Source organism: Tsukamurella sp. 1534 (genome assembly GCF_000312385.1).
GTDB lineage: Bacteria > Actinomycetota > Actinomycetes > Mycobacteriales > Mycobacteriaceae > Tsukamurella.
In genome coordinates this window covers 530,017-550,732 of record NZ_HE997628.1, presented here as the reverse complement: position 1 = coordinate 550,732, position 20,716 = coordinate 530,017, and the positions used below count along the sequence as shown (strand labels likewise).

Here is a 20,716-nt window from a genome sequence, read left to right as displayed (position 1 = left end):
TCAGAGCGATTCGCCGACGAGGCCGGCGAGGTCGACGAGGCGGTTGCTGTACCCCCACTCGTTGTCGTACCAGGACACGACCTTGGCCTGATCGTCGATGACCTTGGTCAACCCGGCGTCGAACAGCGAGCTGTGCGGGTCGGTCACGATGTCCGAGGACACGATCGGCGCGTCGTAGTACTTCAAGATCCCCTTCAGCGGGCCGTCCGCGGCCGCCTGCATCGCGGCGTTGATCTGCTCCGCGGTGCCCGGCTTCGCCAGCTGCGCGGTCAGATCCGTCACCGACCCGGTGGGGATCGGCACCCGCAGCGCGTACCCGTCGAGCTTGCCCTTGAGCTCGGGCAGCACCAGGCCGATGGCCTTCGCGGCGCCGGTGGAGGTGGGGACGATGTTGATCGCGGCGGCGCGGGCGCGGCGGAGGTCCTTGTGCGGGCCGTCCTGCAGGTTCTGATCCTGCGTGTACGCGTGGACGGTGGTCATCAGGCCCTTGACGATGCCGAACTCGTCGTTGAGGACCTTGGCCAGCGGGCCGAGGCAGTTCGTGGTGCACGAGGCGTTGGAGATGATGTCCTGACTGCCGTCGTACTTGTCGTCGTTGACGCCCATGACGATCGTGATGTCCTCACCCGAGGCGGGCGCGGAGATGATCACCTTCTTCGCACCGGCGTCCAGGTGGCCCTGCGCCTTGTCCCGGGCGGTGAAGATCCCGGTGGACTCGACCACGATGTCCACCCCCAGATCACCCCACGGCAACGCGGCCGGGCCCTCCCGCACCTCGAGGGCCTTGATCACCTGATCACCGACCCGGATCTCATCACCGGTCGCCGACACCTCGGCATCGAGGCGCCCCAGGATCGAATCGAACTTCAGCAGATGCGCCAGGGTCTGATTGTCGGTCAGGTCGTTGACCGCCACGATCTCGATGTCCGTGGTGCCCAAAGCCTTCTGGGCCGCCACCGCGCGGAAGAAGTTACGGCCGATCCGACCGAAACCGTTGACGCCAACACGAACCGTCACTTCAGTGCTCCTTCGGGTGGATGAGCGTGCCGACACAGCCTATCGCGCGGGCGCCCCGAACAGGCGGCGAGCGGAGCGTTCGTCCCACGGTCCGGACAGCGCCGGGAATTCTGTCTACCAGGCCGAAAGCGTCGGGCCCCGGTCGCGGCGCACGTAAGGTCTTGCGTCGCGGCGCAAGACCGACCATCGAGTGCACTCGCACCGCGACTACCCCGGCGCCGCCCGCCGGCGCCCCCTCGCGTGCCTGCCGACGGCGCTCGATTCGAAGACGCTCGGCGCCCGCGTGCCGCCGTACACGAGGGCCGCGGCGAACAGCACGTAGGCCTGCATCACCGGTGGATCCGACAGCCGCGCACCGGTCACGGCCCAGAGGCCGAGGGTCGCCCCCGCGCCGCCGAGAAACGGAAGCGACCGCTGCCATCGCGGGACCCGGGCACGCCACAGGCGCCGGATCGATCGCTTCGTCGGATCATTCGTTCCCGCGAACAAGGCGAGAGCCGTTCTGCTCCAATCGAACCCGCCGGAGCGGGCGATCACCGACCACCGTCGGACCGCGCGCCTCCGGTGCACGCACCAATGGATCCGGCGGACTGCGGCGAGCGCGCCCCACCCCGAGACCGCCACCGCCAGCAGTAGATGCAGCGACGCGAACACCGCGGCGAGAACGACCGCCACCCGGTTCGGCGACGAGTCCACGGATACGGCGCCGTACATCGCCGGACCGAACCCGACGAGTGCACACACCACGAGGAGCACCACCGCGCACGCGATGCCGGCGGCCCACCGCGACAGGTGCGCCGTCCCACCGCCGGTCCGCCCGGCCCCTCCCGCATCTCCACCCACGGTGAAGATGATATCCGGTTTACCGAACAGAATGTGCGCGAATGTGAATTCAGCCCTCGTCGAGCATGTCCGCGGTGACGGCGGATTCGGTGTCCGGAACGCCGTCCGTCGCGGCGCGCTTATCGGCCATCGACAGCAGGCGACGGATGCGGCCCGCCACGGCGTCCTTGGTCATCGGCGGATCCGCGAGCTGCCCGAGTTCCTCCAGCGAAGCCTGACGGTGCTGCACACGCAGCGAGCCGGCCTGGGCGAGATGATCGGGGACGTCCGGGCCCAGGATCTCCAGCGCGCGCTCGACGCGGGCCGCGGCGGCCACGGCGGCGCGGGCGGACCGTCGGAGGTTGGCGTCGTCGAAGTTGGCCAGACGGTTCGCGGTGGCCCGGACCTCGCGGCGCATCCGGCGCTCCTCCCAGACCAGCCGGGTGTCATTGGCACCCATCCGGGTGAGCAGCGCGCCGATGGCCTCGCCGTCGCGGACGACCACCCTGTCCGCGCCGCGGACCTCCCGGGCCTTGGCGGTGACGCCGAGCCGCCGCGCGCAGCCGACCAGCGCGAGCGCGACCTCGGGCCCCGGACAGGACACCTCGAGGGCGCTGGACCGTCCGGGCTCGGTCAACGAGCCGTGCGCGAGGAACGCGCCGCGCCAAGCAGCCTCGGAGTCGTGCACGGACCCGCCGACGATCTGGGAGGGCAGTCCCACGACGGGGCGGCCACGCATGTCGAGAAGACCGGTCTGCCGGGCGAGGGCCTCGCCGTCCTTGACCACGCGGACGATGTAGCGCGCGGCCTTGCGCAAGCCGCCGGCGCCGAGAACGTGCACGTCGGAGTTGTATCCGTACAGGTCGAGGATCTCCTTGCGGAGGCGCCGGGCGATGATGCCCATGTCCACCTCGGCTTCGACGATCACACGACCGCCCTGGATGTGCAGGCCACCCGCGAATCGCAGGAGCGACGCCACCTCGGCGCGGCGTGCGCTCACCTGGGTGATGGAGAGCCGACTGAGCTCGTCCTTGACCTGGGATGTCAACGCCACTACGACGTCCTTCCGGGCTTCGCGTACGGATTGTGGGAGCAGATATTCACTGTAGGCCATCGCGCGGATTGCGGGTGAGGACGCCGATTCCTCCCCGTTCGACCGGTTCTCGCGGCCGTCACGGCGCCGGCTCGTCGAGAACGCCCCGCAGGCCCGCGGCCAGCGCCTCCGGGTCGTGCTGGTGCGTACCGGGCATGCCGACCTCGACGAAGTGGGGCTGTGCGCCGAACAGCGCGGTCGCACGCACGAGGTGGTCGCGTTCCGGACCGGGCGGCACCGTCGCGGCGTCGACGAGCACGTCGTCGAACTTCAGTCCCTCGGCGTGCGCGGCGAGCACGTGCAGGTGCCGCTCCGGTGAGTAGCCACCCGTCTCCTCGGGCTCCGGAGCGAGGTTGAGGATGAGTACCCGTCGGGCATCGGTGCGGCGCAAAGCATCCAACTGTTCGGGGACGAGCACGTGCGGGATCACGGAGCTGAACCAGGAGCCCGGGCCCAGTGTCACGACGTCGGCGCGGAGGATCGCCTCGACCGATTCGGGGCACGCCTCGGGATGCGCGGGGAGCAGACGCACGCGGCGCACCCGCCCCGGCGTGACCGCGACGGCGACCTGCCCGCGGATCACCCGCGACAGGCGCGGGTCGTCCTCCAACCCGGTCACATCGGCCTCGATCCGCAACGGCCCCGGCACCATCGGCAACACCCGCCCCTGGACACCGAACCGGTCGGCGATCGCTTCGAGCGCCTCCACGGGATCACCGAGCACTTCGCACAGCCCCGCCAGTACGAGATTCCCGACGGGGTGGCCGGCCATCGCGCCGCCGCCGCCGAACCGGTGCTGGAGGACACCGGCCCAGAACTCGCCCCGGTCGTCGTCGGGCATGAGAGCCGCCAGGGCCATCCGCAGATCGCCCGGCGGGATGATGCCCAACTCGGTCCGCAGCCGCCCCGAGGATCCCCCGTCGTCGGCCACGGTGACGATCGCGGTGATGTCCGCCTCCAGTGCGCGCATGGCGCGCAGCGTGGCGAACAGTCCGTGGCCACCGCCCAGGGACGCTACCCGCATGGCACTCACTCCAAACCCAGATCGCGGTGTGCCGCACGCACTTCGATGCCCTCGCGGCCGGACAGGCGCCGCACCAGTTCCTCGGTCATCGCCACGCTGCGATGCTTGCCGCCGGTGCAGCCTATGCCGACTGTCAAGTACGTCTTGCCCTCCCGGCGGTAGCCCTCCAGCACAGGTTCGATGAGCTGCGCGTAGGCGTCGAGGAAACCTGCGGCGCCGGGCTGCCCGAGCACGTAACCGGACACCTCGGGCGTGAGACCGTTGAGCGGGCGCAGTTCGGGTACCCAGAACGGATTGGGGAGGAATCGCACGTCGAGCACCATGTCGGCGTCCAGCAGAATGCCGTTCTTGAATCCGAAGGACTCCACGGTCACCGTGATGGTCCCGGAGCGCAGCGTGCGGAAGGAGTTCTCGATCGTCTCGCGCAGCCGCGCGACGGACAGGTTCGAGGTGTCGAGCACGAGGTCGGCGGTGGACCGGATCGGTTGCAGGATGCGGCGTTCCGCAGCGATCCCCTCGGCGAGGGTGCCGCTCCCCTGTAGCGGGTGCTTGCGGCGCACCTGCTCGAACCGCCGGATCAGCGTGGAATCGGATGCGTCGAGGAACAGCACGCGGGGCTCGATGTCCTTCTCCGCGAGCTCGCGGCGGATGTTGGCGAAATCACCCGTGAACGTGCGACTGCGCACATCGGTGACGATGCACAGGCGGTGGATGCGCGATTCGTCGGACAACGAGATGTCCACCATGTTGCTGATGAGCGCCGGCGGCAGGTTGTCCGCCACGTACCACCCCAGGTCCTCGAGAACCTTGGCCGCGGTGCCCCTGCCCGCGCCGGACAGGCCCGTGACCAGCAGGACGTCCATCGGCCCGTCGCTGCGGTGCTCGCCGACCGTCCGTTCGGTATCGGCTGCCCGTTCCTGCCCGGATGGGCGCACGGTTCCTCCCCTGCCTCGCGATGACGAATTCTTCCGGTTTCAGCCTAGCCATCGGGACCGCGGGAGGGGCGGCGTTAGGGTCGAGCCATGCTTCGCACCCGCGCGTCCCTCGTCTCTGCGGCGGCGCTGGCCGTGGCCGCCGCGACCGTACTCGGCACCGCGCCCGCGGCCGCCGACACGGCACCCGGAGCCGCGGGCCTCAACCCGCCTCTGGCGGAGGCGTATTCGGCTGCGTACCGGCAGGCCACCGCGGAGGGCGTCCCCCTGCGCGTCACCTCGGGGCTGCGCTCGTGGGCCCAACAGGAATCGCTGTGGCAACAGGGAGTCGCGCAGTACGGCTCCCCCGCGGCCGCGCGCAGGTGGGTCCTGCCGCCGGCGGAATCGACGCACGTCAGCGGCGACGCGGTGGACGTGGGTCCGTGGCGGGGAGCGGCGTGGCTGCAGCGCAACGGCAACCGCTGGGGCCTGTGCCGCACCTTCGACAACGAGTGGTGGCATTTCGAGGTCGCCACCGCCCCGGGCGCGGCCTGCCCCGCGACGGTGCCCGACGCTTCGATGCGCTGACCGCGGCCCCTCCCGGCCTCGCACCGAACCTCCGGTGCGCCGCTCACCGCGGTGTTAGGTTTGCCGCTATCCCGAGCGCCAGGAGGACCCCGTGTTCCGTCTCAAGTCCATCGCCGCGGCGGTCTTCGTGATCCCCCTCGCCGTCGCCGGTTGCGGCGACCCCGGTTCCGGCGGCGCACCGTCGTCCGCGGTGCGGATCGCCGCCGGCGGATGTGACGCCACAGGCGAACAGGGCACGATGTTCACCCCGTCGAAGGCGGCGGATCCGTCGGGACCGCGGGACATCAGCGTGACGCCGGAGGGCTCGTCGGGATACCGGTCCGGTCTCCCCGTCACCCACACCAAGGACTACTCGGTCGCCACCGCCAACCCCGTCGCCACCCGCGCCGCGTGCGAGGTGCTGGAGGCGGGCGGCACCGCCGCCGACGCGCTCGTGACGGCGCAGACGGTGCTGGGGCTGGTGGAGCCGCAATCCTCCGGCATCGCGGGCGGGGCGTTCCTGCTGTACTACGACGCGGAGTCGAAGAAGGTGCAGGCGTACGACGGTCGAGAGGTGGCCCCCGCCGCGGCCGATGAGAACTACCTGCGCTGGGTCTCCCCCGAGGACCGCGGCGCCCCCAAGCCGGACGCCCGGTCGTCGGGCCGTGCGATCGGCGTCCCCGGAGCGCTGCGCCTCCTCGAGACCGTGCACGGCGAGCACGGCAAGCGGCAGTGGCGGGAACTGTTCGACCCCGCCGTCCGGATCTCCGACGACGGTTTCGACATCAGCCCCCGCATGGCGTCGGCGATCGCCGAGGAGGCGGAGAACTTCGGGAACGACGCCGACCTCAAGGCCTACCTCCTGGAGCCCGACGGTACGCCCAAGAAGGCCGGCACCAAGCTCGTCAACCCCGCCTATGCGAAGACGCTCGGCGCGGTCGCGAGCGAGGGCGCGAAGGCCTTCTACACCGGCGAGATCGCCCAGGGGATAGTCGATTCCGTCGCCGACACCACCGGAGGCCGCACCGCGGGCTCGATCACGCTGGAGGACCTGGCGAAGTACCAGGTGAAGACGCGTGAGGCGGTGTGCACCCCGTACCGCGACCGCGAACTGTGCGGCATGCCGGCGCCGTCCTCGGGCGGCATCACCGTGGCGCAGGCACTCGGCATCCTGGACTCGTTCGACCTGTCGGATCTCGGCCCTGCGGCGCAGCACGGTGCGGATCCCGGGCCCGACGGGGGCCTGCCCACCGCGGAGGCCATCCACCTGATCTCGGAGGCCGAACGCCTCGCCTACGCGGACCGCGACAAGTACATCGCCGACCCCGATTTCGTTCCCCTGCCCGGCGGTTCACCCGCCGCCATGGTGAACCCCGGCTACCTCGAGGGCCGCGCGACGCTCATCGACCGCGGCAAGTCCATGGGCACGGCGAAGGCGGGCGACCTTCCCACCGCGACGCCGGGTGTGACGCAGACCCCCGAACACGGCACCAGCCACATCACCGTGCTCGACAAGTACGGCGACGTCGCCTCGATGACCACCACGATCGAGTCGGCGTTCGGCTCGTACCACATGACCCACGGCTTCCTGCTGAACAACCAGCTCACCGACTTCTCCACGGAGCCCGCCGATTCCGCGGGCGCGCCCGTTGCGAACCGCGTCGAGGCGGGCAAGCGGCCGCGCTCCTCCATGTCGCCGACGATCCTCTTCGGCCGCGGTGCCGACGGCGGCCGCGGCGATGTGCTCGGCGCCCTCGGCTCCCCCGGCGGAGCGGTGATCATCCAGTACGTGATCAAGACGATGATCGGCCTCACGGACTGGGGCCTGGACCCGCAGCAGGCGGTCTCCATGGCGAACTTCGGCGCCGCCAACTCCGCGAAGACCAACCTCGGAACCGAGCACCCGGCGGTGTCGGGCCCCGAGGGCGCGAAGGTCGCCGAACAGCTGCGCGGGCTGGGGCACACGATGAACCTCTCCCCGCAGATCTCCGGGCTGTCCGCGATCGTCAAACAGGACGGCGTCTACGCGGGCGGCGCCGATCCGCGTCGCGAGGGGATCGTGCTCGGCGGCGGGTAGCCCACGCCCGTCCGGCCGGCTCCCGGCGGGCGCCGAGCGAGGCTACCGCTGACCGAGCGGCACGGCGGAGCCCACGACCGTCAGGTGCACGACGTCGCCCACGCTCGGCAGTTCGGTACTGGGGTGCCGGATCGAGACGGGCGTACCGTCGGGCAGCCGCAGCGCGACGGTCGTGTCCGGGCCGAAAAACTCCACCCGCTCGACCGTGGCCTCCGTACCGTCGGGGGCGATCCTGATCTGCTCCGGCCGGAGCATGAGCGACGTCGCGCCGCCGCCACTTCCGCCGTCGACGGGGATGCTGCCGAGCGCCGTCTCGGCGACACCGCCCGAAGGCGCACCGTCGAGCAGCACCACGTCGCCGAGGAAACGGGCGGTCTCCGCTCCGGCCGGCCGCAGGTACAGCTCCGCGGGCGGGCCGACCTGTGCGAGAACGCCGTCGCGCAGCACCGCGACCTGGTCGGCGAAGGACAGCGCCTCCGCCTGGTCGTGCGTCACGAGCATCGTGGTGACGCCCGCTTCGCCGAGCACCGCGGCGACGGCGGCACGGGTCTCCACCCGCAGGCCCGCGTCGAGCGCGGAGAAGGACTCGTCGAGCAGCATCAGCACCGGACGGCCGGCGAGGGCGCGGGCGAGGGCAACGCGTTGCTGCTGCCCGCCGGAGAGCTCGTGCGGATAGCGCCCACGAAGGTCCGGTGACAACGAGACCATCTCCAGCAGTTCGGCGACGCGGGCGGCGGCCGCGCGTCGCCGCGCCGGAAGTACCGAGCGGTCGAGCCCGAAAGCGATGTTCCGGGCCACCGACAGGTGCGGGAAGAGTGCGCCGTCCTGCGCCACGTAGCCCACGGCACGACGGTGCGCGTCGGTCCAGGCACCGTCGGAGGCGAGCTCACGCTCGCCGAGCCGCACGGAACCCGCGTCGGGGCGGGCGAACCCGGCGACGAGCCGCAGCAGCGTCGTCTTCCCCGAGCCGGACGGCCCGACCACCGCGGTGATCGACGCGGCGGGCACGGTGAGATCGACTCCCCGCAACACAGTGGTGCCGCCGAAGCGCTTGGTGAGGCCGCGCAGTCGCAGCTCGGCGCCGGGGATCTGAGTCATCATCGGCTCCTGGAGCGGCCACCGCGTCCGGCGGCCCGTCGGGATTGGCGGAACAGCAGATAGGTGGTGGGGAGGGACAACACGACCATCGTCAGGGCGTACGGCGCGGCGCCGGCGTAGTCGATCTCGCTGCTCCTGGCCCAGAACTCGGTCGCCAGCGTGTGGGTCCCGTTGGGCGCGAGGATCAGCGTGGCCGTCAGCTCGTTGGTCACGGCGAGGAACACCAGGGCCGCGCCGGCCGCGGACGCGGGGGCGGTGAGGCGCAGCGTGATCCGCGCGAAGGCGGCGGCCGGTGGCGCGCCCAGCGCGCGCGCCGCCTCCTCCAGCGACACCGGCGCCTGCGCCAGCCCGGCACGGAGGCCGACGGCGGCCCGGGGCAGGAACAGCAGGACGTACGCCAGCACGAGCACCGTCGCGCTCTGGTACAGATCCGGGACGGCGCGGATGGAGACCGTGACCAGCGCGAGCCCGATGACGATGCCCGGCATGGCGCTGCTGACGTAGGTGGACGCCTCCAGGGCGCGGGTCAGCGGATTCGGCTGCCGCACCGCGAGATAAGCGAGGGGGAACGCCGCCGCAACTGTGACCCCGGCGGTGACGGCGCCGTAGCCGAAGGACGTGGACAGCGCCTCGACCAGGTCGTCGGGCGCGGTCTGCGCCCACCCGCGCGCCGTCCACCGCAGGACGAACCAGAGGGGCAGGCCGAGCGCGGCGGCGACGAGGGCGAGCAGTGCCGCCTGAGCCGCGATCTGATACCCGCCCAGCGGAATCCGCGTGGGTCGGGCCAGGGCACCGGAACCCACCCGTGCGTACCGCGCGCGACCGCGGGCGAGTGATTCGATCGCGAGCAGGCCGAGGCAGAGGACGGCGAGGACGCCCGCGAGCATCGTCCCGGCGGTGCCGTTGAACGTCGACTGGTACTGCACCATGATCGCGGTGGTGAAGGTGTCGAAGCGGATCATCGCGAACGCGCCGTACTCGGCCAGCAGGTGCAACGCGACCAGCACCGCGCCGCCGAGCGCCGCGAGTCGCAGTTGCGGGAGGACGACACGGAGGAACACCGCCCAGCGGCCCAGGCCGAGCGACGCGGCGGTCTCCTCCAGCGCCGGATCGAGCCGGCTCAGCGCCGCCGCCACCGGGATGTACACCAGCGGGTAGTAGAACAGCACCGCGATGAGCACGCCCGACCACAGCCCTGCGAGCGACGGTACGGCCGAGACCCATCCGTAGCTGCCCACGAACGCCGGGACCGCCAACGGCGCCGCGAGGAGCAGGGACCAGATGCGCCTGCCCCACAGCGTGGTCCGTTCCACCAGCCACGCGCCTCCGACGCCGAGCGCCACGCTGAGCGGTACCGCGGTGACGGTGAGCAGCACGGTGTTGGCGAGCAGTTCCCCCACGCGGGGCCGCAGGACCAGGTCGAGCGTCTGAGACCAGCCGGTGTCCACGGTCATCGCGACCACGAACCCGAGGGGAAGGGCCGCGAACGCGGCGACCAGGACCGCCGTCGCCACGAGTACAGGACGGCGCACCGGGCCGCGCGGGCGGCCCGGTGCGTGGTCGTGCGTCGCGGCGGCGGGTGCGGTCACCCGGTCAGAGCAGGCCGGCGTCGGTCATGAGGGTCACGACCTGCGGTCCGTTCAGCTTCGCGGGGTCGACGGTGGGCGCCTGCAGGTCCGGGAGCGGCACCAGCTTCGCGTTCGCCGGCACCTCGGACGCGACGGGGTACTCGAACGACGTGCCGTTCTGCAGCACCTCCTGGCCCTTCTTGGACGTGATGAACTTCAACAGCTGCTGCGCCTGCGCGGCGTGCTTCGAGGACTTGAGGACGCCGCCACCCGAGACCGAGACGAATGCGCCCGGGTCCTGGTTCTTGAAGTAGTGCGTGCCCACGTTGCCGGAGTTCTCGCCCGTCTTCGCCTGGTCACCGTAGAAGTAGTAGTGGTAGATCAGCGCGGTGTCGACCTCGCCGGCGTTGACGGCCTTCATGGCTGCGCCGTTTCCCTTGTACGCCTTCGAGTTCTCCTTCATGGCCTTCAGCCAGTCCTTCGTGGGCTGCTCGCCCTTGAGCTGGAGGTAGGCCGAGACGATGGCCTGGAAGTCGGCGCCCGACGGGGAGGCACCCCAGCGGCCCTTCCAGTCCGGGGAGGCGAGGTCGGCCATCGACTTCGGCAGCTGCTCGGGCGTCACCTTGCGCTTGTCGTAGACGAGGACCGTCGAGCGGGCCGCGATGCCGGTCCACTTGCCGGTGGAGGGCTTGAGCCCCGCCCCCACCTGGGCGAGGGTCGCGGGGTCGACGTCCGCGAACAGGTCCTTGTTCTCGACCTGCGTCATGGCCGGGGAGTTCTCGGTGAGGAACACGTCGGCGGGCGACTTGTCGCCCTCGGCGATGATCTGCTGCGCGAGCTCGGAATCCTTCCCCTGCCGGATCGTCACCGTGATGCCCGTCTCGGCGGTGAACTTCTCGACCCACTCCTTGGTGAGCGTGTCGTGCTGGGCGTTGTACAGGGTCAGCTCGCCGCCCGCGGCCGAGGAGGTCGACGGTGCCGCACCGTCGTCGCTCGAACCGCAGGCGGTGATCGTCAGGGAGGCCACCGCCACCAGGGCGGCGGCGAGAGTAGTGCGCTTGCGCAACGACATCGTCGAATCCTTTTCTTGAACAACGAAATCACCCGCTCGGATGCGAGTAAGGCGACGCTACACTAAGTGCGTTGCGCGCAGAACACGGACGGCGAATACCGCGTTCCCCCGGTCAGAGCACGAGGACCGCGGCGGCGGTCGCGGGCAGCGCGAGGACCAGTCCGTGCACCGCGAACCGCCGGGCGGAGATGCGCACGCCCGCCCGCGTGCACCGCTCCCGCCAGAGCAGCGTCGCGAGCGACGCCCACAGGGTGACGACGGGCGCCACGCCGACGCCCACGAGCAGGGCCATGAGCCGCACCGGATCCCCCGATGCGACGGGCTCCAGAGCGAGGTACGCGGGTAGGTTGTTCGCCGCGTTGGAGGCGACCGCGCCCGTCCCGGCCAGCCGCAGGAGATCGACGGGCCCGGACCCGGCACCCGCGATACCGCGCAGCACGCCCTCGAGCCCCAGCGCGAGCGCCACCTGAACGAGGGTGAAGACGGCGGCGAGGATCAGCACCATCCGCCACGGCACCACCAGATCCCGCACGCGTGCCGGCGCCCTGACCGCGAGCACCGCGACCAGCCCGGCGGCGGCCACCGACGCCGCCACGGCGGGCGGCACTCCCAGCGCGAACGCCGGCCCCAGCGCGGCGCACACCGCGGCGGCGGCTCCGAACAGCACCCGATCGGGAGGGGCGTGGAAGATCGGCATCTCGTAACGGCCCCGCAGTTCCCGCCGGTGCAGCAGCCACAGCACGACGGCCGTGACCGCGATCGCCGCGATCGCCGGGCGCCACGACACCGCGAGATACTCCCGCGTCCCGCCGTCGAAGTGGTACACCGCAAGGAGATTCGTGAGGTTCGAGACCGGCAGCAGGAGCGAGGCCGTGTTCGCCAGCCACACGGTGGTCATTGCGAACGGCACCGGCGCCAGCCCCAACCGGGTCGCGGCGGCCAGCACGACCGGGGTGAGCAGCACCGCGGTGGTGTCGAGGCTCAGCGCGATCGTCGCCGCGCACGCCGCCAGCACCACCCACAGCCACATGAACAGCACCCGCCCGCGCCCCAGGCGGGCGGCGATCACCCCCACCGCATCGAACACGCCGGCCACCTGGGCGACCTCCGCGACCACGGTGATCGCGAACAGGAAGACGAGGACGGGGGCGACCTGCGCCGCCACGCCGGCGAGGCTCACGCGCCGCCGGTGCGCAGGCCGTCGAGCACGGTGCGTGCGGTGGTGAGCCCGATTCCGGGCACCTCCGTGATCTCCTCGAGGCTCGCCTCGCGCAGCTTGGCCACCGAACCGAAGTGCTTGATGAGAGCAGTTTTCCGAGTGTCGCCGAGACCGGGGATCGCGTCCAGCGCGCTGCTGGTCATGCGCTTCGTGCGCTTGCTGCGGTGGAAGGTGATGGCGAACCGGTGCGCCTCGTCGCGCACCCGCTGCAGTAGGAACAGCGAATCGGAGCTGCGCGGAAGGATCACCGGGTCCTCCTCCCCCGGCACCCACACCTCCTCCAGGCGCTTCGCCAGGCCGATCACGGCGACGTCGGTGACGCCGAGCTCGTCGAGCACCTCCTGCGCGGCCGCCGCCTGCGGCGCGCCGCCGTCGACCACGTACAGATTGGGCGGATAGGCGAAGCGGCGGGGACGCCCGGTCTGCGGGTCGATCGCCGCCTCGGGCGCCATGTCTCCCCCGTCGGCGCCCTCCTCCTGCCGGGCATCGGCCCGGTGCCGCAGGAAGCGGCGGCGGGTGACCTCGGCGATCGACGCCACGTCGTCACTGTGCCCCTCCCCCGCGGCCTCCTTGATCGAGTAGTGCCGGTAGTCCGACTTCTTCGCCAGGCCGTCCTCGAACACCACGAGGGACGCGACCACGTCGGAGCCCTGGATGTGGCTGATGTCGACGCACTCGATCCGGAGCGGCGCCTCGTCGAGGTCGAGGGCGTCCTGCAGTCCCTGCAACGCGGCGGAGCGGGCCGTGAGATCCCCCGAGCGCTTGAGCTTGTGCTGGTGCAGCGCGTCCGCGGCGTTGCGCTCCACGGTCTCCATCAGCGACCGCTTGTCTCCCCGCTGCGGGATACGCAGGGAGACACGGGATCCGCGGAGTTCACTGAGCCAGGCCTGCACCTCGTCCGGGTCCGTGGGGATCACCGGGACCAGCACCTCGCGCGGGACCGGATTGGCGGCGCCGTCGCCGGACTGCTCGGCGCGCTCGGCCTCCTCGCCGTAGAACTGGGTGAGGAACTGCTCGACGAACTCGGCGTTCTCGTCCCCCTCTGCGTCTCCGGGCTTCTCCACCACCCACCCGCGCTGGCCGCGCACGCGGCCGCCGCGCACGTGGAAGATCTGCACCGCGGCCTCGAGATCGTCCGAGGCGAAGGCGATCACGTCGGCATCGGTGCCGTCGCCGAGCACGACGGCCTGCTTCTCCACCGCTTTGCGGAGGGCGGCCACGTCGTCCCGGAGGCGGGCCGCGCGCTCGAAATCGAGGGCCTCCGACGCTCCGAGCATGTCGTTCTCCAGCTGCCGGATCAGGTTGTCGGTCTTGCCGGCGAGGAAGTCGCAGAAGTCCTCCACGATCTGCCGGTGCTCCGCCGGGGTGACCCGGCCGATGCACGGCGCGGAGCACTTGTCGATGTAACCGAGGAGGCAGGGGCGCCCCATCTGGCTGTGCCGCTTGAAGACCCCCGCCGAGCAGGTACGGGCGGGGAACACGCGGAGCAGCAGGTCCAGCGTCTCGCGGATGGCCCAGGCGTGGCTGTACGGGCCGAAGTAACGCACGCCCTTGCGGCGCGGACCGCGGTAGACGTACAGCCGCGGGAACTCCTCGTTGAGGGTGACCGCGAGCATCGGGTACGTCTTGTCGTCCCGGTAGCGCACGTTGAACTGGGGATCGAACTCCTTGATCCAGTTGTATTCGAGCTGGAGGGCCTCGACCTCGGTGCCCACGACGGTCCACTCGACCGAGGCGGCCGTGGTCACCATCTGGTGGGTGCGGGGATGCAGGCCGTAGACGTCCGCGAAGTAGGAGTTCAGGCGGCTGCGCAACGACTTGGCCTTGCCCACGTAGATGACGCGTCCGTGCTTGTCACGGAACTTGTACACCCCGGGCTGCGTGGGGATGGTGCCCGGTGCCGGGCGGTAACTCTGCGGGTCGGCCACCCGTCCAGGGTAGGACGGGTGGCCGACAGGTTCGGTGTCGAGTGGTTCGGGGTGCGGCGCCGGGGTCAGCCGACGGGGATCCACACCGGGCCGAGCCAGAAGCCCCAGTGGTTCTTGCCCGCGTCCCAGATCGGGGTGTGCCACTGGCCCTGGCGATAGACCGGGCCCGGCCGCCAGTCCGGGTTCTGGCCGTTGGCCTGCGGCTTCGCCTTCTGGGCGGGCCGCTGCGCCTGGCCCGGTGCCTGCTTGTTCCGGTCGTCGTGCTGGACGACGCCGGGCTGGGCGGGCCTACCCGGGTCGGCGGACGCCGCGCCGGCGCCCACGGAGGCGACGCCGCCGAGAACGGTGGCGCCGAGGAGTGCTGATCCGATCAACTTCTTCATCTTGGTCATGCCGATCAGCTTCATCTCCGGGCCTGCAAGCGGCCCGGGAGCAACCTGGGGGATCCCTGACCGCGTCGGAATCCGAGGGTGTCAGTCGGTCCGGACGTCCAGGCGGCCGTCGGCGTGCTGAGCCCGGAGCACCTTCTTGTCGAACTTGCCCACCGAGGTCTTGGGCACCTCGGCGATGAACGACCAGGTGTCGGGGATCTGCCACTTGGCGAACTTGCCCGAAAGGTGTTCCCGCAGCTCGGCCACGGTCACAGTCCGGCCCGGCTGCAGGACGACGGCGACCAGCGGGCGCTCGTCCCATTTCGGGTCGGGGACGCCGATCGCGACGGCCTCGAGCACGGCCGGGTGCGCCATGACCTCGTTCTCCAGCTCGACGGAGCTGATCCATTCGCCGCCGGACTTGATGACGTCCTTGGACCGGTCGACCAGGGTCACGTAGCCGTCCTCGGTGAGCTTGCCGATGTCGCCGGTGCGCAGCCAGCCGTCCTCGAACTTGTCGGCGCCCACCGGTTCCGCGCCCTCCGGGCTGTAGTAACTGCCCGTGATCCACGGGCCCCGCACCTGGACCTCGCCCTGCGAGACGCCGTCGGCGGGCACCGTCTGGCCCAGGTCGTCCACGAGTCGGCCCTGGACGCCGGGAAGGAAGCGGCCCTGGGTGTTCCGGTACCGCCAGGCCTCGTCGCCGTCCACACCGCGGGGCGGCCACGCGATGCTGGCCAGCGGGGAGGTCTCCGTCATGCCCCACGCCTGCACCATCTGGACGCCGTGCTTCTCCTGCAGCGTCTTCGCCAGGCTGAGCGGGACAGCGGAACCGCCGCAGGCGATGTGGCGCAGGTGGCTGATGTCCTGCGGGTGCGTCTCGAGGTGGTTCACGATGCCGATCCACACGGCGGGCACCGCGGCGGACATCGTGGGCTTCTCCTCGGCGAGCAGGCGGGTCATCGGCTCGGGCTGCAGGTACCGGTCCGGAAGGATGAGGGACGCGCCGGACATCAGTGCGCCGAACGGGGTGCCCCAGCTCATCGCGTGGAACATCGGCACGATCGGGAGCACGGTGTCGGACGGGCCCATCGCGAGGCCGTAGCTGGCGCAGACCGCGGTCGAGTGCAGCCAGATGCTGCGGTGGCTGTACATGACGCCCTTGGGGTCACCGGTGGTGCCCGAGGTGTAACACGCTGCGGCCGCGGCGCGTTCGTCGATCTCGGGCCAGTCGTACTCGCCCGACTGCGCGTCCACGAGCTGCCGGTAGTCGTGCACCTCCACGCCGGCGGGCGCCTCGACCGCGCCGGTGTCGCCGTCCACGATCACGATGTGCCTCACCGTCGTCATGCCGCCCAGCGCCGCGTTGAGCTGCGGTATCAGGCTGCCGTCGGCGATGATCACCCGGTCCTCGGCGTGGTTGGCGATGAACGTGACCTGGTTCGGGAACAGCCGGATGTTGAGGGTGTGCAGCACGCTGCCCATCGCGGGGATCGCGACGTACGCCGTCATGTGCTCGTTGTTGTTCCACTGGAACGTGCCCACGCGATCGCCGGGGGTGACGCCGAGCGACGTCAGGGCGTTGGCGAGCTTGGCCGCTTCCACTCCGAGCTGCCCGAAACTCATCCTCGTCGTCTTCTCGGGCGTCCACGTCGCGACCTCGGCCGCGTCCGCGTACCAGGTGGTCGCGTGCCGGAGCAGCGTCGCGAGCGACAGGTGCTCGTCTTGCATCGTCGAAGTCAGGGGCAGGATCCGCTCGGTCATGGACCATGCGTACCGCATGCCCGACGGTCCGCGGTCCCGTTTCGGCCAGGTCGCGGCGCGCGACCACGAGCTGCGCCGCGCACAGCGAGTCCGCAGCCGGATCACAGCCGCGCGGCCGGTTCGGGCCGATACGTTCCGATCGTGACGGCGCCGTCGGCCGGCGCCACGAAAGGATTCGTCATGACACGCACCTACCGCGGGCGGCCCCTCCCGCGCCCCGAAGAAGAGCTCGTCGATCAGGGGCTCGGCTTCGACCTCGGCACGCTGACCAGCCGGCGCCGGATGTTGTCCATCCTGGGCATCGGCACCGTCGGCGTCGGGCTCGCAGCGTGCGGGCAGGGCGCAACGACGGCATCACCGTCGTCGAGCAGTTCCGCTCCGTCGTCGGGCGGTTCCGGGGCCGCGCTGCAGGAGATCCCGGACGAGACGGCCGGCCCCTACCCCGGCGACGGGTCGAACGGGCCCGACGTCCTGGAACAGTCCGGTGTGGTCCGCAGCGACCTGCGGTCGAGCTTCGGCGAGATGCGCGGGACCGCCGAGGGCGTCCCGATCACCCTGGAGCTGACGGTGCGCGACCTCGCGAACGGAGGGACGCCGTTCGCCGGGGCCGCGGTGTACGTGTGGCACTGCGATCGCGCGGGCCGGTACTCGCTGTACTCCGACGGGGTGACGGACCAGAACTATCTGCGCGGCGTGCAGATCGCCGACGACGCGGGCCTGGTGCGGTTCACGAGCGTGTTCCCCGCCTGCTACGACGGACGGTGGCCGCACATCCATTTCGAGGTCTACCGCGGGCGCGCGGACATCACGGACTCGACGAAGGCCGTCGCGACCTCCCAGCAGGCGCTCCCCAAGGACGTGTGCGACGCCGTGTACGCCACCGCGGGCTACGAGGCGTCCGTGCAGAACATGAGCCGGGTCTCGCTGACTTCCGACGGCGTGTTCGGCGAGGACTCCGCCGCCCTGCAGCTGGCGACGGTGACCGGCGACGTGACGGCGGGGTACCGGGTGACGCTGCCCGTGGGCGTGGACACCCGCACCGCGCCGAAGGCCGACGCGATGTCCGGCCCGCCGCCGGGCGGCGGGCCGGGTGCTGGCCCCCGGTAGCGGGAGGTTTCGCCCACCGGGAGCGCAAGGGTTCCGAGCAGGTCTGTAGCGCCCGAGACTGGCTGCATCGTCCCGACGGAAGGAACCAGATGGCCCGGCAGTTGCATCTCGGCGGATTCCAGATCGCCTCGCACGTCACGCATTCGCACGCGGCGTGGCGGCACCCCGCCTCCGATCCGGCCTTCCTCACACCGGAGTACTACCACCGGATCGGCCGGATCCTGGAGCGCGGGAAGTTCGACTTCGTGTTCTTCGCGGACCTGTTGTCCGTGCCGACGCGGTTCGGCGACGACATCGACGAATCGCTGCGGCGCGGGACGCAGGCCTCGGCCACGCTGGATCCCTCGATCGTGGCGGCTTCGATCGGCGCGGTGACCAGCCGGCTGGGGATCGCGATCACCAAGTCCACCACGTACTTCCACCCGTTCGAACTGGCACGGATCCTCTCCAGCCTGGACCACGTGACGCGCGGCCGGATCGCGTGGAACATCGTGACCTCGCTGAGCCAATCGGAGGCGCTGAACTTCGGGCACGACGAGCACCTGGAACACGACCTGCGGTACGTGCGGGCGCAGGAGTTCGTGGAGACCGCGGTGGAGCTGTGGCAGTCGTGGGGCCCCGACGCGTTGGTGCAGGACAAGGAGTCCGGGGTGTTCGCCGATCCCGCCCGGATCCGCGTGGTGGACCGGGCCTCGGAGCATTTCCGCACGCGCGGCCCGCTGCCCACGCCGCGGTCGCCGCAGGGGCGGCCGGTGCTGATCCAGGCGGGCGCGTCCAACCGCGGGAAGGATTTCGCGGCGCGCTGGGCGGAGGCGATCTTCGAGATCGACCCCACGCCCGAGGGGCGGCGGGCGTACTACGACGACGTGAAATCGCGGGCCGAGAACTTCGGGCGCCGCCCGGAGGACGTGAAGATCTTTCCCTCGTTCATCCCGTTCGTCGGCGAGACGGAGTCCATCGCCCGGGAGAAGCAGGCCTTCCACAACGACCTGGCCGACCCGATCTCGGGGCTCATCACGCTGTCGGTACACACCGACCACGACTTCTCGCAGTACGACCTGGACAAGCCGGTGGAGGACGTGACCGTCGGCGGGACGCAGGGGCTGTTCGACGTGGCGCGCCGCCTCTCCGAACGCGACAACCTGACGCTGCGCGACATCGGCAAGCTGTACGCGCAGGGGGTGCTGCTCCCCCAATTCGTGGGCACCGCGTCCGATATCGCGGATCAGATCGAAGAGGGTTTCACCGGCGGCGAGGCCGACGGATACATCCTCTCCGCCGCCAGCTCGCCGGGCACGTTCAACGACTTCGTCGATTTCGTGGTGCCGGAGTTGCAGCGGCGCGGGCTGTTCCGGCGCGAGTACACCGGCTCGACGCTGCGCGAGCATCTCGAACTGCCCGCCGACCCGTTCGCGCCGGCGACCGCTCCCCCGGCGGCGGCCGCGGCGGGCTGACGGCGATCACGCCGCGACACCTCCTGCCTGGAAGTCGATCGCGAGGGCCGGGAAGAGCGGCGGGTGGGCCTGATCGCCGGGCGACCATTCGTCCAGGATCACCCGGACGGCCCAGCCCGTGTACTGCCCCTCGTCCCGGTCGAATCCCGTGGGCTGCGAGACCTCGAGGCGGACGGCTCCTCCGATGTCGCGGTACAGCAGGACCCAAGCCCCGGTGAGGGCCGCTGTCGCGGTGGGCCTCGCCGGGAGGAGGGACTCGAGGGAGATGAGCGGCTCCTCCGGTTCGAGGGACCTCGCGGTGGCCGCGCCCTTGCGGTGCACCGCCCGCGGGCCGAAGGCGTTCTCCGCGTTTCCCGTGGCCGGATCCCCGCTGAAGACGGCGAGAGTGCGCCCGCTCCGCAGGTGTCGACTGATCGGCTGATTGGACCTCTCGTCGGGCACCCACAGTCCCGTCTCGGCGAGAGACCTGCGCAGGGTGGAGACCACCGCGATCCACCTGCTCATCCCGGAGGCGAACGCGGGGGCGTACGGATCTGCGCTCATCGTGGCCGCGGCGCGATCACCCGCGGCGACCGCCCGATGGATGGCGGAGACCTCGATGTCCATCGCACGCAGGTACGTGGCCGCACGATCGGGCGGGATGATCAGTTGCGCGCGTAGCGATTCGTGGCCTGCCATCGTGACTCCCCTCGACGATGCCCGAACGGTATCGCCGAGGTCTGACAGGTGGAGTCGGTGGCGCCCCCACCGCGCGCTTCAGAAGTCGGCGAGGTCTCGGCCGTTCTTGTGCACCCACCGGTGTGCGAACGCCGACCGCAACGGCTGATTTTCCGCCTTCAGGGGCTGACGCAGCCGGGTGAACGTCGCGTACTCGGTTCCGGCGAGTGATAGGTCCACTTCGATGCGGCCCCGCGATCTCACCCTGATCAATGACCGATCAAAAAGGCGATGAATGTCCGCACGCAGAAGGAGCCCGTTCCAGCATTCGTTCACGCCGTTGTCGCGGTGCTCGATGATGTGCGCGCCATCCAGAGTCCCTTCGACCGCGGTACCGCTGAGCGCACACCTGCCTCCATACGCGTCCAGCAGCTTCTCCCGGAAAAGGTCCTGCCCTTCACGACTGGCGACTTCCACAGTCCTCCGGTGGACCGGCCCCGTCGTGAAGAGATGCGGGGTCACCGGCTCAGGAGACAGGTCGACAGCTGAGCCGTAGAAGAAGCAGCTACGCAGAAACTGCTGGCCGGCAGCACGACGAACAGGGAGTACCCGGGTGAGTCCCATCGTGTAGGTGCGCTTGTAGCCGGCCTCTTCGAGCAACGTTTCGTAGCCGGGTTGCCGAACGGATGTGACGCTGACGGGCTCGACGTCGACGCGCGCCGCGTACGGTCCGCCACCGTCCCAGGTCGGATTCGCGTCCTGAAGTAATCGGCCCGCCGAGTCACTCTGGTACATGTCGCTCGTCGCTCGTAGCACCCCGACGAGCGAGGCCCGGGAGAGCCGGAAATACAGCTCGTCGCCGCGTCGAACGTCCGCCGCCTCCTTCATGTCCCAGAACCCCTTCTCCATCGCGTACTGCAGGTGTTGGGGGAATTTCCGACTGATCGACAGGAGCCACGCCGTCATC

18 protein-coding genes are annotated in these 20,716 nt (G+C 70.7%); 4 read left to right on the top strand and 14 right to left on the bottom strand.

Going from position 1 to position 20,716, the window contains the following annotated elements; genetic code table 11:
- The 5 genes from gap to rapZ form a co-directional block, all read right to left on the bottom strand.
- The gene (gene gap / locus BN39_RS20655; protein ID WP_019204354.1) at positions 1-1,017 is read right to left on the bottom strand and encodes a type I glyceraldehyde-3-phosphate dehydrogenase; all 1,017 of its coding nucleotides are present in this window, start codon (positions 1,015-1,017) and stop codon (positions 1-3) included.
- 207 nt (positions 1,018-1,224) lie between these two features.
- Positions 1,225-1,860 (bottom strand): hypothetical protein, encoded by a 636-nt coding sequence (locus BN39_RS20650; RefSeq protein ID WP_019204353.1) that lies wholly within the window; start codon positions 1,858-1,860, stop codon positions 1,225-1,227.
- A 49-nt stretch (positions 1,861-1,909) separates the two neighbouring features.
- Positions 1,910-2,893 (bottom strand): DNA-binding protein WhiA, encoded by a 984-nt coding sequence (gene whiA / locus BN39_RS20645; RefSeq protein WP_019204352.1) that lies wholly within the window; start codon positions 2,891-2,893, stop codon positions 1,910-1,912.
- A 118-nt stretch (positions 2,894-3,011) separates the two neighbouring features.
- Complete coding sequence (gene yvcK / locus BN39_RS20640; RefSeq protein ID WP_081586241.1) at positions 3,012-3,956, bottom strand: uridine diphosphate-N-acetylglucosamine-binding protein YvcK; 945 nt, start codon at positions 3,954-3,956, stop codon at positions 3,012-3,014.
- Positions 3,957-3,961: 5 nt separating this feature from the next.
- Positions 3,962-4,819 carry an RNase adapter RapZ gene (rapZ, locus tag BN39_RS20635; protein ID WP_019204350.1) on the bottom strand — a complete coding sequence of 286 codons (858 nt, stop codon included), beginning with the start codon at positions 4,817-4,819 and terminating at the stop codon, positions 3,962-3,964.
- 159 nt (positions 4,820-4,978) lie between these two features.
- Between rapZ and BN39_RS20630 the strand changes: the two genes are divergently transcribed.
- Both BN39_RS20630 and BN39_RS20625 read left to right on the top strand, forming a co-directional pair.
- Positions 4,979-5,455 (top strand): M15 family metallopeptidase, encoded by a 477-nt coding sequence (locus BN39_RS20630; protein WP_019204349.1) that lies wholly within the window; start codon positions 4,979-4,981, stop codon positions 5,453-5,455.
- Between the two features lie 91 nt (positions 5,456-5,546).
- Positions 5,547-7,511, top strand: a complete 1,965-nt coding sequence (locus BN39_RS20625) for a gamma-glutamyltransferase family protein (protein ID WP_019204348.1) — start codon at positions 5,547-5,549, stop codon at positions 7,509-7,511.
- Positions 7,512-7,553: 42 nt separating this feature from the next.
- Here the strand turns inward: BN39_RS20625 and BN39_RS20620 are convergent, their stop codons facing one another.
- From BN39_RS20620 to BN39_RS20590, 7 genes are all read right to left on the bottom strand, one after another.
- Complete coding sequence (locus tag BN39_RS20620) at positions 7,554-8,609, bottom strand: ABC transporter ATP-binding protein (RefSeq protein ID WP_019204347.1); 1,056 nt, start codon at positions 8,607-8,609, stop codon at positions 7,554-7,556.
- Positions 8,609-10,198, bottom strand: a complete 1,590-nt coding sequence (locus BN39_RS20615) for an ABC transporter permease subunit (RefSeq protein ID WP_019204346.1) — start codon at positions 10,196-10,198, stop codon at positions 8,609-8,611. Before BN39_RS20615 ends, BN39_RS20620 begins: the two co-directional genes overlap by 1 nt.
- 4 nt (positions 10,199-10,202) lie before the next feature.
- Positions 10,203-11,249 (bottom strand): iron ABC transporter substrate-binding protein, encoded by a 1,047-nt coding sequence (locus tag BN39_RS20610; RefSeq protein ID WP_019204345.1) that lies wholly within the window; start codon positions 11,247-11,249, stop codon positions 10,203-10,205.
- Between the two features lie 112 nt (positions 11,250-11,361).
- A complete protein-coding gene (locus tag BN39_RS20605; protein ID WP_019204344.1) occupies positions 11,362-12,429 on the bottom strand; it encodes an SLC13 family permease in 1,068 nt (355 codons plus the stop codon).
- Positions 12,426-14,396 carry an excinuclease ABC subunit UvrC gene (gene uvrC, locus BN39_RS20600; RefSeq protein ID WP_019204343.1) on the bottom strand — a complete coding sequence of 657 codons (1,971 nt, stop codon included), beginning with the start codon at positions 14,394-14,396 and terminating at the stop codon, positions 12,426-12,428. The genes BN39_RS20605 and uvrC overlap by 4 nt, the downstream gene beginning before the upstream one ends.
- 65 nt (positions 14,397-14,461) lie before the next feature.
- Positions 14,462-14,788 carry a hypothetical protein gene (locus BN39_RS20595; RefSeq protein ID WP_148281548.1) on the bottom strand — a complete coding sequence of 109 codons (327 nt, stop codon included), beginning with the start codon at positions 14,786-14,788 and terminating at the stop codon, positions 14,462-14,464.
- Between the two features lie 81 nt (positions 14,789-14,869).
- Positions 14,870-16,531 carry a long-chain fatty acid--CoA ligase gene (locus BN39_RS20590; protein ID WP_237741741.1) on the bottom strand — a complete coding sequence of 554 codons (1,662 nt, stop codon included), beginning with the start codon at positions 16,529-16,531 and terminating at the stop codon, positions 14,870-14,872.
- A gap of 180 nt (positions 16,532-16,711) precedes the next feature.
- On the opposite strand from BN39_RS20590, the gene BN39_RS20585 reads away from it, so the two are divergent.
- Both BN39_RS20585 and BN39_RS20580 read left to right on the top strand, forming a co-directional pair.
- Entirely contained in the window at positions 16,712-17,638 is a 927-nt protein-coding gene (locus BN39_RS20585; RefSeq protein WP_019204340.1) for an intradiol ring-cleavage dioxygenase, read from the top strand.
- Between the two features lie 89 nt (positions 17,639-17,727).
- Positions 17,728-19,092: an LLM class flavin-dependent oxidoreductase gene (locus BN39_RS20580; protein ID WP_019204339.1), complete on the top strand. Its 1,365-nt coding sequence runs from the start codon at positions 17,728-17,730 to the stop codon at positions 19,090-19,092.
- A gap of 6 nt (positions 19,093-19,098) precedes the next feature.
- On the opposite strand, the gene BN39_RS20575 is transcribed toward BN39_RS20580, so the two are convergent.
- Together BN39_RS20575 and BN39_RS22485 are read right to left on the bottom strand one after the other, a co-directional pair.
- Entirely contained in the window at positions 19,099-19,770 is a 672-nt protein-coding gene (locus BN39_RS20575) for a hypothetical protein (RefSeq protein WP_019204338.1), read from the bottom strand.
- Between the two features lie 78 nt (positions 19,771-19,848).
- A complete protein-coding gene (locus tag BN39_RS22485) occupies positions 19,849-20,715 on the bottom strand; it encodes an HNH endonuclease signature motif containing protein (RefSeq protein ID WP_019204337.1) in 867 nt (288 codons plus the stop codon).
- Between the last annotated feature and the right edge of the window lies 1 nt (position 20,716).